Consider the following 17,540-nt stretch of genomic DNA (forward strand, 5'->3'; position numbering starts at 1 on the left):
GCGTTTCCTCCTGACACAAGGTCCTTCGTGAAACTCCTCTTTCTCACCGTGATCCCGTCACCCTACCAGCGGCAGCTGTTCACGGCCCTGGCCGCGCGTGATGACGTGGACGTGCAGGTGTTCTATTTCACCGCAGGCGCCCATGATCGGTCCTGGGCGATCCCCGATCTGCACGACTTCGAGACGATCCTGCCGGGCCGCACCCTGACCCGCCTGGGCCCATCGGCCCATTGGAACCCCGGCATCATGGGCCGGATCGCGCAGGCCGACCCCGATCTGGTGATCGTCAGCGATTATTCCGCCGTAACCGCACAGGTGGCGATGCGCGGCATGGCCCGCCATGGTCGGCCATTCGTATTCTGGGGCGAAGTGCCGGGGTTTTCCACGCGCGGACGGCTGGGCACGTTCCTGCGCCGCCAGCTTCAGGCGCCGCTGCGCCGCGCGCGCGCCATCGCCGCCATGGGCAGTGTCGCCATGCCGGCCTACCGTGCGCTGTTTCCGGGCGTGCGGGTGGCAAACATTCCCTATTTCTGCGATCTGGCCCCGTTTCGCGCGGCCCGCGATGCCGCGACAGCCGACCCCGACACCATCGACGTGCTGTTCAGCGGCCAGATGATTCCGCGCAAGGGGTTCGACGTATTGCTCGCAGCCTTTGACCGTGTTGCGCGGTCCCACCCACAGCTGCGGATCGTGGCCCTTGGCGGCGGCCCCGCGCAGGATGAATATGCTGCCGCCGTGCCCGCAGACCTGCGCGACCGCGTGGTGTTTCTGGGGCACCGCGATCCCGCCGATCTGCCGCAGGTCTTTGCCGCCGCCGACCTGTTCTGCCTGCCCAGCCGTCACGACGGCTGGGGCGTCGTCGTCAACGAGGCGCTTGGCGCGGGTCTGCCGGTGCTGGTCAGTGATGCGGTCGGAGCTGGCCCCGATCTGGTGCAGGACGGTGAAACCGGTTTCATCACACCTGCGGGCGACGCGGACGCATTGGCACGGGTGCTGGACCGGCTGGCGGGGGATGCGGCCCTGCGCGCGCGCATGACCGATGCCGTGCGTGCCGCCGCCGCCCGCTGGGACGTGGACGAAGGTGCACGACGGTGGGCCACCCTCGCCCATGACCTGCTGGGCACTGACGCATGAAGGTCGCGCTGGTCTCCTCGGGCTCGGGATCGCGCGGCGGAGGCGAGCTTTATCTGCGGGTGCTGGCGCAGGGGCTGATGGCCTTGGGTCATGACGTGCTGGTGCTGATCCCCGATCACCCCCGCATGGATGAATTTGCCACCCAGATGGGTGCGATTCCGACCCGGCGCTTTGCCTTTTGCACCACCTATGACCGACCGACCCGCGCGCTGGGGGCCTGGGCCGACCTGCGCCAGCGCAGGCGTCTGACAGGGCTGTTCGCAACGCTCGACGTCGATGTGCTGCATATCAACCAGCAGGTGGCAGAGGATGCGCTTGATCTGGTGCTGGCCGCCGCCGCCAGTGGCAAACCCTGGCTGTCGACGATCCACGTGGGCCATGCCGCCCGTGATCTGGGCGCACGGCTGGGCGGCCTGCGCGACCGGGTCACCGCCCATGTGCTGGGCCGGCTGCGGGGGCATCATATCGCCGTCAGCACGGCCACCTGCCAGCAACTGACGGCGCGGCTGGGACCGGTCACGCTGCATCCGGTGCCGAACGGTGTGGCGGTGCCGGACCCGGACGCGCTGACCCGCGCCCGCGCACAGGCCCGCGCCGACTGGGGGGTGCATGACGACACCATCGTTCTGGGCACCGTCGGCCGGATCGCCGCGCAAAAGGCGCCATTGGCGCTGGTCGATCACACCGCTGCCACGGGGCAGACCCGGGTGCAGCTGGTCTGGATCGGCGACGGCGACCTCAGGGATTCGCTGACCGCACGGGCGGCCAAGGCCAGCCTGCCCCTGCACGTGGATGGCTGGCGCGACGATGCCGCCCTGCGGCTGGCCGGGCTCGACATCTTTGTGCTGCCCTCGCTGTTCGAAGGCCTGCCGCTGGCGCTGCTCGAGGCGATGCACGCGGGCCTGCCCATCGCCGCCAGCCGCGCCGACGGCATTGCAGAGGCACTGACCCATCCGGTCACCGGTCTGATGTGCGACAGCGACGACGGTTGGCGGGATGCGTTGCAACGCCTGATCACCGATCAGGCCCTCCGCCTGCGCCTTGGTGCAGCGGCCCGTGGCACAGCGCGGGACCGTTTCAGCGCCGCCGCCATGGCGCGGGCGACGGCCGATCTCTATGCGCAGGTGCAGCGGTGACGCTGCGCGTGCTGCACGTCAGCCCCTATATGGCCGCCGCCGCCGGTGGACCACCGGTTGTCGTGGACCGGCTGGTCGCGCGCGCTGCTGCCAATAGTGCGGATGCACATATCCTGACGACTACCGCCTATAGCGACGATAGTGGTGCCGGTCTGCGCCGGACCTATCCTGACCTGACCCTACTGCCGCACCAGCGCGCCGCACTGACCGGGGCCGGTCGCGCCGCTGTCAGGCGCGCCGTCGCGCAGGCCGATATCGTCCATCTGCACACGATCTGGTCGCCGCTGACCGCCGTGGCCGCTGCCGCCGCCCGTCGGCAGGGCGTGCCTTATGTGGTCTCACCGCACGGTATGCTCGACCCCTATTCACTGGCGCAAAAGCGGCTGAAAAAACGCACCTACCTCGCACTGGTCGAGGGGCGCGTGCTACGCGGGGCCGCACGGCTGATCTATACCGCACAGGATGAACGCGATCTGGCCGCCCCCGTTGTCGGCCACGACCGCGCCGATATCGTGGCCCTGGGGGCGGATGCGCCGCCCGGGGATACGGCCGGTCTGCGCGCGGCCTTTTTCGCGCGGCACCCCGATCTGGCCGGGCGGTCACTGGCCCTGTTTCTGGGCCGTCTCGACGATAAAAAGAGACCCGAAACTGCATTGCAGGCTCTAAATCTGGTCCGCGCTGATTATCCAGACGCCGGGTTGCTGATGGTCGGCACGGGACCGGCAGAACAGGCGCTGCGCAACCTGACCCGACAGCTGGGGTTACAAGACGCGGTGCGGTTCACCGGGTTTCTGTCTGGCCAAGACAAATGGCAGGCAATGGCGGCCTGCGATCTGTTCGTGCTGCCCTCGCGGCAGGAAAATTTCGCCATCGCCCTGGCCGAGGCGCTGCACGCGGGCCTGCCCGCCCTGCTGACCCGCCGGATCAACATCTGGCGCGAGATCACGGATGCAGGCGCAGGCATCGTGATCGACGACACCGACGAGGCCGCGATCCCCACTCATCTGGCCGCAGGCTGGCGACACTGGTTGGCCGATCCCGCAGCGCGCACCCGTGCTGCGTCAGCGGCAGGCCAGCTTGCGCGCGCAGCCTTTGACTGGGACGACAGCGCGGCGCGGACCCATGCCATCTATCGTGCGGTGCTGGCGGGCTGAGGCGTTCAATTCGGCAGGACGGCGGTGTGGTCGGGCACGACACTGCCCGGCGGGATGCGTGCAAAGGCCGTGACCCAGACCCCTGCCCCGATGTCCACCGGTTTGCAAAAGAATGCAAAGGCGGGATCGGTCCAGTCGTGGTTGCCCGTGAATATATAGGCCCCCTGGCTGATGCAGCTGTCGGACCCGATCCGCACGGTGGTGTGGTTGTCGATCCAGACCCGTTCACCGATCCAGACGTTATCCCCGACCTCCAGCCACCAGGGCGACTTGATGTTGATCCGGGGCTTCAGCACGACCCCCCGCCCGATCCGCGCGCCAAAGACCCGCAAGAGCGCCGCCTTGGCCCCCGATGGCAGCAGCCCCAGCACAGCACCGCGCATGACAAGCGCATTGACCAGATACCACAGCGCCAGCGTCACCCGCCCCGGCTGGCCGGGAATCTGCGGCCGGACAAAGGACGCAAGGTCCAGTTTCGCGATCGGTCTGGTCTTCATCTGGGGCCTTTCGTCTGACGTGCCACGGCGATTGTCACGGCAATTACCCTCCAAGGCCAACCCTATTTGACCGCGCAACCGTGCAATGCACCGTGAAAGGTGTCGCGTTGCTGCAACCGACCGGCACTGCTGGCATGTCGCAGGGTGACGTCGCAAGACCGCCATGCCATAAGGGCACGACAAGCAACGGGTCGTGATCAGCGCGGCTTTGGGGGACGAATTCAGACATGAACCTGCGCACTATTCTGCTGGGCACGGCCCTGGCCCTGCCCACACTGGCCCTGACCGGCTGTGGTTCCACCTATGTCAGCAGCACCGTATCCGAGAATTTCGGCGATCTGACGGTGCGCGAGATCAAGATGACGGCAGAGACCATCCGCTTTGCCAACAGCCAACCCTACAGCCCGCGCAGCCTGCCTGCCGAATTCTTTCAGACGGCGGGTGCAGGGTCCCTGCGCGGGGCCGGTGCGCTGCCTGCGGCCCCCGATTTCCCCGATATTACCCCGCAGCGGCTGGAACTGCGGCCCCCGCCCCAGACCGTGCCCGGCCCCTATACGCTGGGCACCGGTGATGCGGTCAGGCTGACGCTGGCGCAATCGACCGCGCTGGATGCGACGACGACCACCGCACAGGAACTGACGGTCCGCGACGACGGCACGGTCTCGATCCCGCAGGTCGGGTCGATCAATGTTGCAGGCATGACCGTCGAGGACGCCGAAGCCGCCATATTCTCGCGCCTGATCTCGGCGGGGATCGACCCCAATTTCAGCCTCGACGTGGTGCAGTTCAATGCACGGCGCGCGGCGGTGGGCGGGGCTGTCGGATCGCCACGGGTAGTGCCGATCACGCTTAACCCGCCCAGCCTGAACGAGGCCCTGCTGACCGCTGGCGGATTGCAGGTCGACGACCCTGAATTCGCCTCGATCCGCATTTACCGCGACGGCACGCTTTACCAGATTCCGCTGGCGGATTTCCGGGCGCGGACCGATCTGCAAAACCTGACGGTGCTGCCGGGGGATGCGATTTTCGTCGATGTCACCTATGACCTGGCGCGTGCGCAGGCCTATTATCAGGGCCAGCTGGGCGTGATCGCGACCCAGCGGGCAAACCGCACGACGGCCCTGTCCGAACTGTCGACCGAAATCGGCCTGCGCCGCGCCGTCCTGGCCGAAGAGCGCGGCCTGTTCCAGACCCGCGAGTCCTTGGGTGCCACCGAACGCGACTACGTGTTCCTGGTGGGCGAGGTGTCCCGCCAGACCCGTTTCCCGCTGCCGTTCAACCAGCAGTCCAGCCTGGCGGACGCGCTGTTCGAAAACGGCGGGTTCAACAATATCACAGGCAACCCCGCGCAGATCTACGTGATGCGTGCCGATCCCAATCCTGCGGCACAGGGTGCTGTGACCGCCTGGCATCTGGATGCGCGCAATGCGGCGGCCTTTACGCTGGCCCCGCGGTTCGAATTGCGCCCCGATGACATCATCTTTGTCCAGCAGCAGCCGATCACGCGCTGGAACCGTGCGATCGCCCAGGCGATTCCGTCGCTGCTCAGCCCGCTGAACGCCGCAAACCAGCTCGCATCGAACTGACGACACCCCCGCAGGTCGCGGGGGCGCCTGCGGTCCCGCGATCAGTTGTCGTAATATCCGTTCTTGCCGCCACCATAGGCGCCATAGCCGTATTTGCTGCCATAGCCGTAGCGGCGCATGCCGCGCGGGTCGATCTGGGTCAGCACCAGGCCCGTGACCCGCAGGTTGGCCTTGGCCAGCTGTGACAGGCCCTCTGCGACCTGGGTCTGGCTCGTCTTGTCCCAGTTCACCGCATAGAGCACCGCATCCGCATAGGGGCCGATCACGCGGGCATCGGGCACCACCAGCACGGGCGGCGTATCGACGATGATGTAGTCATACAGCGTGCGCGCCTGCGCCATGAAATCGCGAAACGCCGAAGAGGCAAAGACATCGGCCGCGTTGATCGCCGATTTCTCGCCCATCAGGATGTCGATGCCCAGATCGCCATTGCGCAGCACCGCTTCTTCCAGCGAGGCCTGACGCTGGTTGTCGGCGTTCTGGCTGAACTGCGCGATCACCGACAGGATGCCCGGCCGTTCCGTCGCATCGGGGAAATAGGCGCTGAAGGTCCGGCGTCGGATATCGCCCTCGATCAGCAGCACCCGCTTGTCCAGGCCCGCCAGGTTCTGCGCCAGTGCGATGGCAGTCGTCGTCTTGCCCTCGGCGGGCAGCGACGAGGTCATCATGATGACCTGCGGTGGCCGGTCGATATCGGACATCAGCAACGACGTCCGCAGGTTGCGCACCGATTCCGCCGCCGCAGAGGTCGGCTTGTTCGCCAGATACATGATGGTGGGCACGCGCCCCTTGGCCGGGATTCGCGGGATCTGCCCCAGCACCGACAGTCGTGTCCGTTTTTCCAGCTCTTCGGCGGTGCGGAAGGTGTTTTGCAGCATCTCGCGGCCCAGAACGATGCCTGCCCCGACCAGAACGCCCATGAGGAACCCCATGAAGGTGATCCGGCTCTTGCGCGGTGCGACATAGCTGCCCCACAGCGCCTCTGACAGCACCCGGCTGTCGGCTTGCTGGACACCGATCTGCACGCTGGTCTCACGCAGGCGGTTCAGGAATGTTTCATACAGGATCCGGGTCGCCTCGGTTTCGCGTTCCAGCTGTTCGATCGTGATCAGGTCGGCAGACTGGCTTTCGAATTGCAACGACAGACGGTCAATCTGCGATTGCAGCTCGGTGATCTGGTTCTGTGCCCGCATCGCCTCGGCCTCGGCCTGTTCGCGCAGCTGCACGAAACGGCGGTCGAACCGCTGCTGGCTGGTGGCCTCGCCGGTCTGAACCCGGGCCAACAGGCCGCGCAGCTGCGCGTCGTCCAGGGCTGCGACCTGTTCGGCGGGTGTCGCATCCTCGACCGCGATGATGCGGGCCAGGGCATCCTCGGCGCGGGTCCGGGCCAGTTCCGCCAGTTGCAACTGGCTGGTGGCCGCGACCGACTGGCTGTTGAGCTGGGCAATCGCCTCGGGGCTGGCCAAGGCGCTGCGCGCGCGCAACTCGTTGATCTCGTTCTGGCGCGTCTCCAGTTCGGCCTGCAATTCGGACACCCTGTCCGACAGCCAGATCGCGGCATCCTCGGTGCCCTGCACCTTGGACTGGATCTGGTCCTCGCGGTAGATCTCGGCCAGCGTATTGCTCAGCAATGCGGCCTTGCGCGGGTCCTCGCTGACGGCGGAAATCGAGAACACATAGGTGAAACGCTGGATCGAGGTCGAAATCCGGTTGCGCACCCGGGTGATCACGGCGTTGCGGTTTACGGGCCGGGGCGCTGCGGCGGGTGCGGGTTCAGGGTCCGCACGGAACATCCCGATCACCCAGCCCGGCACGTCGCGCAGGCCAAAGGGCGGATCTCCGCGCAATGCAGGGTTGAATTCGGGGTCCTGCGTCAGGTCCAGACGATCCACCAGGCGGCCGATCAATTCCCGTGAGCGGATGATTTCCATTTCGGTGTTGAAGCTCGACTGGTCGCGTCCCAGCTGCGGCACACCGCCGGTGACCTCCAGGGCCGCCGGATCGGCATCGAAATTCAGCGCCATCTGCGTCGTGGCACGGTAGGTCGGCACCTCGACACGGTAGGCCTTGTTGGCGGCATGCAGAAAACCGATCAACGCGCAGACCCCGATGATCCACTTGCCCCGCCACAGCGTGTTGAGGATGGTCAGGATGCTGAAGGTCTTGCCCGTGTCCTGATCTGCGGCTGTCATGGTATTTTGGGGGGCAGGGGACATCAAAATTCTTCTTTCATCCAGAATACCGCGCACTGCGCGATGCGCAGGCCGCGCTGCGCCTTGCATAGACGATGCAACCCGAAGGTTCCATTTTCAAATTTCACCCTGAATATCAAGTCGCGGGCCACTTGCCGATGACAGACTTGATACGGACGCAAATTTTGCCCACGGTCCGCCCGACCCGCCCAGACCGACCAGGAGCCACAGCGCCTTGCTGCAATTGTTTTCACGCCTCTTTGCGCGCCAGACGCCGCCGCCTGCCCCGATGCCCCCCCTGAACGTGCCCGATCCGGTGGTGATCATCGGCGACATCCACGGCTGCGCGCGCCTGCTCGATACCCTTCTGGACCGGATCGCGACGCTGGCCCCGCAGGCCACCATCGTTTGCGTGGGCGATTACATCGACCGCGGCGACGAATCCGCCGCCGTCATCGAAACTCTGATGGCCCGCCCCCAGATCACCTGCCTGGCCGGCAACCACGAGGCGATGCTGCTGGCCTTCCTCGACGATGCCGCGGCCAAGGGCCCGCGCTGGCTGCGCAACGGCGGGTTGCAGACGCTGGCCAGCTACGGTGTGGCCGGTCCCAATGCCGACGGAACCCGCCCGCTGGACCGCGTGCGCGATGACCTGGCACTGGCGATGGGTGACGCCCGGATCAACTGGCTGCGCGACCTGCCCAAATGGATGCAGACCGGCAACCTGCTGATCACCCATGCCGGTGCCGATCCCGCCCGCGCACCACAGGATCAGGACGACCGCGACCTGATGTGGGGACATCGCGATTTCATGGCCGTGCCACGCAGCGACGGACTGTGGGTGGCCTACGGCCATGTGATCCAAGACACCCCCAGTGCTGCGGAGGGGCGGATCGCACTCGATACAGGGGCCTATGCCACCGGACGCCTGACAGCCGCCGGCATCCACGGCGACAGCGTGGATTTCATCACGACCTGACGTGTGGTGGCGATCGTGTCGCCTGTTACGCTGTTACGCCTCTGTAACGCCGTTGTAACAGACTCCGAAACACATATAAGTCACTTAATTACAGAGACTTAGTGAGATTTTGAGAGTAGGTGTTACAGGTATTTATATTATATATATATCTATAAATAGTTAGATAAATAGATCTTATATAAGAGGTATATATATACATTATTGGAGTTGCGTAACATCCGCTGAAAATCCATATTAGTTACAATTATCAATATGTTACATGTTACAAACACTGTTACAGGGCGTTACAGTGCGTTACATGCAACGAACCCGAGAAAACTTAAAATACTAAACGTTTTCAGTACCTTAATCAAAAAAACTGCGGACTGCCCGTCAGCGCCGCGCCTGTCGGATCTGCCACCCAATCTGCATCGCATCCGCTTGGGCCGGGACAACTCGTCCAATGCATTGGGGTGGCAATGCCGCACAACGACCCAAGAACGCCTTTTTGAGCCGACCGTGCCCGTGATCCGGGTCCAGGTCCGGACCATCATGCCGATCAGGCGGCTTGCGATTTTGCATGTTTACTCTGCGATATCGCAAATTATGATCCAGCGGGTGCAGGGGTTCAGCCTGTGTCAGCCCGTCCCATGACCAGCCTTGCGGAGATCATCATGCAGAATACCTCTGCCCTGACGCTGACCGGGCCCGTCCCCATGCCGGGCCACCGCGCCCTGACCAGGTCGATCGCACAGCCGCCGCAGATAACCAGCGCGCGGCAGACCGGCGATGCGCACCGCAACAGGTGCACCGTTTCAACGGACCGCTGACCCGCCCCCAGATCTGCCGCGCCTCATCCCTGCCTTTGACCGATAGCCCCTTTGGGTATCGGGGTCATTTTCATTCCGACAGGCTGGATATCGCCATGACGTATTCCGACAGACAGACACGACCCGTTGATTCACACCCGGCCCCCACCTGGCAGCCACTCGCCCAAAGCGCACTGCTGCGGTGCTACCCCGATCATCCACTTGCCCCGCAGGCTGCGCACGCAAGCACCGACACGCCACCCGCCGCCGGCACCAGCGCCGCAGATGCCCTGCGCGCCTGGGAGATCAAGGAAGGCCTGGCCGATCTCTTTGACCCCGACGATCTCGCAGACGACATGCCCATGCCCAGCGGGACGCCTGCGGCAGTTGCCATGAGCGCTGGTGAGATCACCACAGCTTTTGCTGCGGGGGATGATCCATGGGCCACCGACAGCGTGACCCGGAACTGTCGCCCGCCCTACCCGGTTGCGGCCAGCACCGTGCTGGCCCTCGCGCAACTGGCCAAGACCTTTGGCGATCAGGCAGCGGTCAATGCGCTGCTGTCGGATGGGGCCGCCACCGTGCTGATCTGCGAGAGCACGGCGGAGGCGCAGCGCCTCAAAGATGCGCTGATGAAAGGGTTTCGCGCCAAGGGATCGCCCCCCGGTCAGCCGCCGTCGATGACCCCTCTCCGCCCGGAGGTCATCGTTCTTGATACGCGCACACCGTCCAAAATCTCGCTCGAACTGGCCCGCGCCGAGGACAAGCTGGCAGACCCCGCTCCGCTGGTGATCCTCGTTCCACCGGATCCGGAGCTGCCTGACGCGCTGTCGCTGCTGCCCGTCGTTCACATTGCCCGGCCCTGCGCCGAGGCGCTGATCTGGACCTTGCGGCTGACCCACAGTGCGACCGGCCAGATTGCCGAGGATGCGATGCACACGGCCCTGCCGCCTGACGCCGCACTCGCAACGCTGCCGATGAGCACCGTCGACCTCGCCTTGCGCCAACCCAGCCCGTTACGTGTCGCGCGTAAGCTGGCAGAGCTGGCATTGCCGAAGACCATCGTCGCAGACGACGGACCGACGCTCGATGAACTGCCCGGTCTTGGTGAGGCAGGCCAAACCCTGCGCCAGATCGCGGCTGATCTGAACGCCTACCGGGCGGGCACCCTGCCGTGGTCGGATGTCGCTAATGGCGTGCTGCTGACGGGCGCACCCGGCACCGGCAAGACCTTTGCAGCAGCGGCCCTCGCGCGTGCCGCTGGTGTGCCGCTGATTGCCACCTCATTGGGTGACTGGCAGACGGCGGAAGTAGGTCGCGGACACGAGATGATGCGCGCCATCGCCAAAAGCTTTGAGACCGCCATCGCGGCAGCATCGGGCCCGGCCAAGGGGGCCGTGCTGTTCATCGACGAGATTGACGCCATCCCCTCACGCGAAGGACCCCAGGATCACAATTCGAACTATTACCGCAATGTCACCAACATGCTGCTGGGACGGCTTGACGGGGCCATCGGTCGCGACGGCGTCATCGTCATCGGGGCCACAAACCATCCCGAACATCTCGACACCGCGATGGTCCGCCCCGGACGGCTGGGACTTCGGATCGATATGCAGCACCCCACGACCGCCGATCTGCCGGATGTGCTGCGTTATCATCTGCGCAATGATCTGCCGGACGCCGACCTGACCGCCATCGCGCGCGCGGCCTCCGGCGCCACGATGGCGGACATCAAGGGGCTGGTGCAGGCCGCGCGTCAGACCGCCCGTGCCAATGGCCGCGATCTGGCGGTCACTGATCTGATGACCACCCTGCGGGATCAGCGCCCGCCGGTGCCACAGGCGCTGCGTGCGCGTGTCGCCGTCGCCTGTGCCGCCAAGGCCGTCACAGCCCAGATCACCGGATACGCCCGCCCCGACCGGATCAGCCTGACAGTGGCACGGGAGGTCACGGCGCAAGTCGTGCTGACCCCGCTGCCGGATGCGCGCACCCGCGCCGACATTCAGCGCGAGATGATCACCCTGTTGGCCGGACGCGCTGCAGAAGACGTGATCACCGGGTCCGCGTCCGGTCACAGCGGCGGCGACGCGGCATCCGATCTCGCACAAGCCACCCGCCTGGCGATCGCCGCTGACCTCAGCTTTGGCTGTGGGTCCGATTTGATCTGGTGCAGCGCCGACGCAGACCCGGCCACGCTCTTCGCCCGGCACCGTGGATTGCGTGACCGCACCGCTCGCCGTCTCGACGCCGCCTACGCCCGCGCCTGCGACCTCGTCCACACGCACCGCTTCACGATCGAGACGCTGGCCGGTGATCTTCTGGTGGGTGGCGTCGTAGAAGGAGAACCCCTGCGTGAGCTGATGAAGGTTGGTGTCACCGCTGCCGACGATACGGCGGCGTTCTGGCCGGGCATGTAAACAAAGCCCGTCGCGGGCCGTTGTTGCCAGAACCGAACAGCCCGCGGCGTTGTCGCGAAAACCGAACAGCGACCGTTTCCGCAACGACAATAGGGGCAAAAGGCCAGGACAAGCCGCCCCATAGCGCGTGGATCTGTTCAGTCGTTGCCGAACAGATCCCGCGTGAAGACCCGGTCCGATACATCGGCGATATCATCGGTCAGCCGGTTCGCCACGATCAGATCGCAGCGCGCCTTGAACGCATCCAGATCGCGGATCACCTCGGAGCCAAAGAAACGCTCTTCCTCCAGCGCGGGTTCATAGACCACGACGGTGATCCCCTTGGCCTTGATCCGCTTCATGATGCCCTGCACCGATGACTGCCGCCAGTTGTCGGACCCCGCCTTCATCACCAGCCGGTGGATACCAACGCAGGCCGGGTTCATCGCCACGATCCGGTCGGCCAGCACGTCCTTGCGGGTGCGGTTGGCATCCACGATGGCCTGCATCATGTTCTGCGGCACATCGGCGTAATTCGCCAAGAGCTGCTTGGTGTCCTTGGGCAGGCAATAGCCGCCATAGCCGAACGAGGGGTTGTTGTAGTGATCGCCGATCCGCGGATCGAGGCCCACGCCCGCGATGATCTGGCGGCTGTCCATGCCCCGCAACAGCGCATAGCTGTCGAGTTCGTTGAAATAGGCCACCCGCATCGCAAGGTAGGTATTGGCGAACAGCTTGATCGCCTCCGCCTCGCCCGCGTCGGTGAACAGCACGGGCGCGTCCTTTTTCACGGCCCCCTGCACCAGCAGATCGGCAAAGCGGCGGGCCGCATCGCCCCGATCGCCCACGATGATCCGGCTGGGGTGCAGGTTGTCGTGCAGCGCACGGCCCTCGCGCAGGAATTCGGGGGAAAAGAGGATGTTGTCCGACCCCAGATCCGCGCGCAATTCGGCCACGCAGCCCACGGGAATCGTCGATTTGATCACGACCGTGGTGTCCGGTGAGGCGGCCAGCACTGCCTGCGTCACCGCCCGGACAGAGCTTACGTCAAAGAAATTCGCCACCGGATCGTAGTTCGTGGGCGTGGCCACGATGGCATAATCCGCCCCCTGCACCGCCGCCGCCAGATCGGTGGTCGCACGCAGGTCCAGCGCGCGGTTGGCCAGATAATCCGCGAGCTCTGCATCCTCGATGGGGCTGCGGCGCGCGTTCACCAGATCAACACGCGTGGGGTCCAGATCGACGGCCACGACGGTGTTGTGCTGCGCCAGCAGCACCGCATTCGACATGCCCACATATCCCAGACCGATCACGGCGATTTTCATGGTGATGCTCCTGTTGTCGGCGGGGTCTTAGCGCCTTGCGGCGGTCTATGCGATAGCCAGGGCGACATTCTCATGACGACGCCCCCGAACCGTTGCATCGGCACACGTGGTAGCAGGACGCGCAGATCCCGTGGGCGACTTTAACATCTGCAGTTTAGGGCATAACCTTAACGATGACACGTCGCAGGACACCCATTTGAGCAAAGCCTACCATGGAAAAGAATAATCCGACCGTGCAACCGCTGCTCTCCGTCATCATTCCCTTCTACAACGAGGTTGCGTTTCTTCCCACGACGATCAAATCCATCATCACGCAGGATATTGACGGGATCGAGGTGATTATCGTCAACGACAACCCCGCACAGTTTACGTCAGACTTCTTTGATAGCCTGGCTTTGCCGGATTTTGTCAGGGTCATTCATCCGCCGCAAAACAACGGCCTGCCGGGCGCGCGGAACATCGGCCTCGACGCCGTCAGGGGTCAATATCTGGCATTTCTGGATGCAGATGATTTCTACACGCACCAAGGCCTCCGTCGGCAGCTCGATTATGCCATCGAGACCGGTGCAGACATGACCCACGGCCAGACGATCCAGACCAAGCTGAATAACGTAAGAGGTGCGATACTGCCGCAAGAGCGCGCATTTTTCGGGCCGGAATCGCGTGGCATATTTTACGGCGACAGCGTTCCGCATGCAGGTTTCAACGCAAAGTTTTGCTGGAGCTTCATTTTTCGCACCGCATTCATAAACGACAACAACCTGCGGTTCGACGTCACCCAGCGCCAATTCGAAGACCGTATCTTTGTGGTTGACGCGCTCAAATCTGCAAACAGCCTTGCGATCCTCGGCGAGCCCACAAAAATCTGGCGACGGCGTGCCAACTCGATCACCACCACAGCACCCGATTTTGAAAAATGGCGTATGTGGGTCACCAGTTTCGAGAAGTCCATCGACAGATGGGAGGCCCTTGATAGCCCCCATTCAAGAGAGTTGGTCCTGAAGGAACTCTTTTGCATCATATTTGATGCCATACGCCGATCGGGCGCATCCCTTTTGCGCGGCGAGGCTGAGCGGATCACCCCGGGCGATCGGACCCACCTCCGAGACAGGTATCTGGGTATTGTCAAAAAGGTGTCACCGACCGAAAGCGAAATCCGACGGCATTTCACGGTTGGGCATTTGCACTTTACCAAAGGACAAAGCGGCCGAGGCAAGATATCACAAGATGACGCCGTCGCACTTTATCGCGCGCTGCAAGATGCGGACATGTCTGCCTTCTCGACCGTGCTTGACCGTGTTTTCGCATCCGCAACATCGACTGTTCCCATGTCCGGATCGATCCCGACCCGCGGTAACCGCAAGGTCATCGTGCACTTTGGCATGCCCAAGACGGCATCGACCACGATACAGACGCAGTTGGACAAAAACAGAGATCACCTCATCACACAGGGTGTCCTGTTCCCAGCCACGGGGCTTGGGACCCTTACGGACGAAATCCCGACACGCGCAGAGGGGCTGCCTGGACACGACAAACTGCGGGCGCTGATTGCGCAGGGCGACCTGTCACTGGTCCACCAGATCGCAGCAGAGGCCGACGCTCTTGGTTGCCATACCATCATCATCTCGGCCGAGAACATCAGTATGCCGGACGCGAACCAAGCCAGGCGCAAGGCGGCAATCGGAACGTTTGTCGCCGCCTTGGCACCGCTCGGGGATATCGTCCCCGTGCTGTTTTACCGTCGCCCGGATCGATGGATGGAAAGCTATTACCGCGAACTTGTCAGCACCGGCGGTAACACCGGCAACATGACACCGGCCGAATATCTACTGAACAACGAACGTCAGCTGGATTTCGGCAATCTGGTGAACACCATCGAAACCGCCTGCGCAAAAGAACTGCGGCTTACATCGCTCGAAGACGCAACGGCCCACGGTCGCAGCCCCGTCCATGCGTTTCTGGAACTTTGCGATCTCGGTGCCCTCGCAGAGGGGCTCGCGCAAACGGATCAGCGCCACTATCCCTCGATCGACACGCAGCAGCTCAAGCTTGCAGAGCTTGTGAATCTTCTGGTGCCCAACGTCCTTGACCGGCAGAACATATTGCGTGACTTCTATCGCCTTGCACCCGGCACCCGCGACGCCAGCTCGGTCTTTTCCGCAAAAGAGCGCGTCCAGATCGTCACATTATTCTGTGACAGCCTTGGCAACGCCAATCTGGAAAAACGCCTAAATTTGCCCAAAGGGCGCTGGATACAAGAGGCCGCGGCACCGACCCCCGAAACACCTGGAACCATCCCGACAGACCTTTTGGATCAGCTTGTCACCGCCGCATATTTGAATGGTGTGGAAGGTGGCGAACCCAGCCGGCTGCGCCAGGAAATTGCAACGCTGCGCCGCACCGTAAAGGACTTACAGCGCAAAAACGAACGGCTCCACGCAAATCATCGCAAGGTGATGCGCAGCAAGTCGATGCGACTGACCGAACCGATGCGGTGGGTCGCGCAGCTCTTCCACTAATCATGAACCGCACGTCCGGAGCGCTATCTGTCACAGGCCCCCCTGGACTGGGCGCGATCTGCATCCGGCCGGACGGCCGCCTGCGTCAGTCCTGTTTCAGCTGTGCCAGCGCCGCATCAAAGCGGTCCATCATCCCGCCCCTCGACAGGCTGAGCGAGGCTTCTGCCACCGCCGCACGTGCGGCCGTCATCTGCGGTCCCGTGCTGTCGGACAGGGCCTGCGCGGTCTGCGCCGGATCAGTCAGGATTGCGGCCGCCTGTGCGGATGCAAATTCATCGCGCACCTGATCGACCGGCATTTCACCGAAATGGCACAGCACGATGGGCTTGCCGGTATACAGGTAATCGTTCAGCACCGAGGAGATATCGCAGATCAGCAGGTCGCTGTCGTTCATCGCCGTATGTATCGGATAATCAGGCCCGTGGACGGTCACGCCACGCTGCTGACACAGGGCCAGCATGCGTTTGCGCCAGACAGCCTGGGCCTGCGACTTGGATCCGGTCAGCGGATGCAGTTTGACGGTGACTTCCAGATCCGGCACTGCCAGCAGCGCCTCCAGCATGGCGAAGCCCTCGGCGCGCACAGAGGTATAATCGGCCTCTTTGACCAGCCCTTCCCAGGTCGGCGCATAGAGCACCCGGCGCACCGGGCCTGCAGGATCGGTCAGGCGCGTCAGGTCCAGTTCGACCGGCGGGCGGCCGATATGCACGGCCTGACCCTCGCGCAGGGCAATACCGGCGTCAGTCAAGCGCTGCTGCGCCATCGGCCCCGCCAGGAACAAACGATCGTAGGCCTGCAACAACTTGCTCTGATTGACGACCTTGTCGCTTTCACCGTGATTGATGAACACGTGCTGCAACTGCGCAAAGCGCAAAAAACCGGTATTCGTGCGCGGGTTGCCTGTATAGAGGACACCCTTGGGGGCGGCACCAATGACCGCCATCTCGTTGCCGATCAGGTTGCGCGAGATCAACACGGGCAAGTCTGTCTTTGGCAGGGCAGCGGCAAACGCAGGATTATCGCAGATGATACAGAACCGGTGGGCCGATTGTTCCAAGACAGGCAGCCACTGGGTCAGTTGATAGGTGTTGTTCTGACCACCCCCCGTAAAAACGAAGAAATCGGAACGTAGCCCCGGCAATTGCGCATGGGTCCACGTCCCCAACCCGGAATAATGACGACCGACGCGGGCCGCGTGAACAACAAAGACCACCAGAGCAAGCAGCGTCATCCAAAGCGACAGACCCGTCAGAATGCCCACTGCAGGACAACCCGCAATGATCAGACTGACTGTCCAGTTATGCACCTCGGGCGATGCTGTCGCCTCACGGTGCAGGACCAGCGGATAAATCTTTGTGATGATCGCCGAGAGATACAGGATCAACATCTGCAAGGTCAGCGCGGCGATCAGACCCAACGTATCCGCGACGGTCAGAACACCGCCGAACAGGACAAGGTCCAGGCCAAAGGCAATCAGGACCAGAGCAATGCACAAGACGAGGGGAAACTGGCGGCGCGATGCAATAAATCCGACCAGTGCCATCACATGTCCCATGGAAAATCCTCCGTCAATCAAGGTGCAGCAGAATGTTCCGCTGACTGGCTGCGCTCCTAGACACTCTACCGTCGATAAAAAAGAAGAAAGGCGTCACAGCCTTTGTGTCGGCCGTGCTGGTCGGAAATACGTCACACCTCAAGGCGCAAATCGTGCCTGCAGCGGTGGCATGATCCAAAAGCCGCCGCCGATGTGAACATCGGCATCACGCGCAGAGCGATTGCTCAACCAGCATCAATCGGCGTAAACAACCGCCGGACTGCGGTTGTGGCTGGATGA

General features: G+C 63.5%; 11 protein-coding genes. 7 read left to right on the plus strand and 4 right to left on the minus strand.

The window, feature by feature from the left end:
* Nucleotides 1–27 precede the first annotated feature (27 nt).
* The 3 genes from LGQ03_RS16745 to LGQ03_RS15605 are packed head-to-tail and all read left to right on the plus strand — an operon-like array spanning nucleotide 28 to nucleotide 3,424.
* Nucleotides 28–1,134: a glycosyltransferase family 4 protein gene (locus LGQ03_RS16745; protein WP_226749140.1), complete on the plus strand. Its 1,107-nt coding sequence runs from the start codon at nucleotides 28–30 to the stop codon at nucleotides 1,132–1,134.
* Nucleotides 1,131–2,270 carry a glycosyltransferase family 4 protein gene (locus LGQ03_RS15600; RefSeq protein ID WP_226749141.1) on the plus strand — a complete coding sequence of 380 codons (1,140 nt, stop codon included), beginning with the start codon at nucleotides 1,131–1,133 and terminating at the stop codon, nucleotides 2,268–2,270. The genes LGQ03_RS16745 and LGQ03_RS15600 overlap by 4 nt, the downstream gene beginning before the upstream one ends.
* A complete protein-coding gene (locus LGQ03_RS15605) occupies nucleotides 2,267–3,424 on the plus strand; it encodes a glycosyltransferase (protein ID WP_226749142.1) in 1,158 nt (385 codons plus the stop codon). Before LGQ03_RS15600 ends, LGQ03_RS15605 begins: the two co-directional genes overlap by 4 nt.
* Before the next feature lie 5 nt (nucleotides 3,425–3,429).
* On the opposite strand, the gene LGQ03_RS15610 is transcribed toward LGQ03_RS15605, so the two are convergent.
* Nucleotides 3,430–3,921 carry an LbetaH domain-containing protein gene (locus LGQ03_RS15610; RefSeq protein WP_226749143.1) on the minus strand — a complete coding sequence of 164 codons (492 nt, stop codon included), beginning with the start codon at nucleotides 3,919–3,921 and terminating at the stop codon, nucleotides 3,430–3,432.
* Nucleotides 3,922–4,148: 227 nt separating this feature from the next.
* On the opposite strand from LGQ03_RS15610, the gene LGQ03_RS15615 reads away from it, so the two are divergent.
* The gene (locus tag LGQ03_RS15615; RefSeq protein ID WP_226749144.1) at nucleotides 4,149–5,507 is read left to right on the plus strand and encodes a polysaccharide biosynthesis/export family protein; all 1,359 of its coding nucleotides are present in this window, start codon (nucleotides 4,149–4,151) and stop codon (nucleotides 5,505–5,507) included.
* 41 nt (nucleotides 5,508–5,548) lie between these two features.
* Here LGQ03_RS15615 and LGQ03_RS15620 read toward each other — a convergent pair whose 3' ends face one another.
* Nucleotides 5,549–7,723: a GumC family protein gene (locus tag LGQ03_RS15620; protein WP_226749145.1), complete on the minus strand. Its 2,175-nt coding sequence runs from the start codon at nucleotides 7,721–7,723 to the stop codon at nucleotides 5,549–5,551.
* A 211-nt stretch (nucleotides 7,724–7,934) separates the two neighbouring features.
* On the opposite strand from LGQ03_RS15620, the gene LGQ03_RS15625 reads away from it, so the two are divergent.
* On the plus strand, nucleotides 7,935–8,678 hold the full coding sequence (locus LGQ03_RS15625; RefSeq protein WP_226749146.1) for a metallophosphoesterase: 744 nt from the start codon (nucleotides 7,935–7,937) through the stop codon (nucleotides 8,676–8,678).
* A 904-nt stretch (nucleotides 8,679–9,582) separates the two neighbouring features.
* A complete protein-coding gene (locus tag LGQ03_RS15630) occupies nucleotides 9,583–11,883 on the plus strand; it encodes an AAA family ATPase (RefSeq protein ID WP_226749147.1) in 2,301 nt (766 codons plus the stop codon).
* Between the two features lie 137 nt (nucleotides 11,884–12,020).
* Here LGQ03_RS15630 and LGQ03_RS15635 read toward each other — a convergent pair whose 3' ends face one another.
* Nucleotides 12,021–13,187, minus strand: a complete 1,167-nt coding sequence (locus tag LGQ03_RS15635) for a nucleotide sugar dehydrogenase (RefSeq protein WP_226749148.1) — start codon at nucleotides 13,185–13,187, stop codon at nucleotides 12,021–12,023.
* Nucleotides 13,188–13,399: 212 nt separating this feature from the next.
* Between LGQ03_RS15635 and LGQ03_RS15640 the strand changes: the two genes are divergently transcribed.
* Nucleotides 13,400–15,706, plus strand: a complete 2,307-nt coding sequence (locus LGQ03_RS15640; protein ID WP_226749149.1) for a glycosyltransferase family 2 protein — start codon at nucleotides 13,400–13,402, stop codon at nucleotides 15,704–15,706.
* A gap of 85 nt (nucleotides 15,707–15,791) precedes the next feature.
* Here the strand turns inward: LGQ03_RS15640 and LGQ03_RS15645 are convergent, their stop codons facing one another.
* Nucleotides 15,792–17,261, minus strand: coding sequence for a CDP-glycerol glycerophosphotransferase family protein (locus LGQ03_RS15645; protein WP_226749150.1), 1,470 nt, complete (start codon nucleotides 17,259–17,261; stop codon nucleotides 15,792–15,794).
* Nucleotides 17,262–17,540 lie beyond the last annotated feature (279 nt).

Source organism: Loktanella gaetbuli, from assembly GCF_020531945.1.
Taxonomy (GTDB): domain Bacteria; phylum Pseudomonadota; class Alphaproteobacteria; order Rhodobacterales; family Rhodobacteraceae; genus Loktanella; species Loktanella gaetbuli.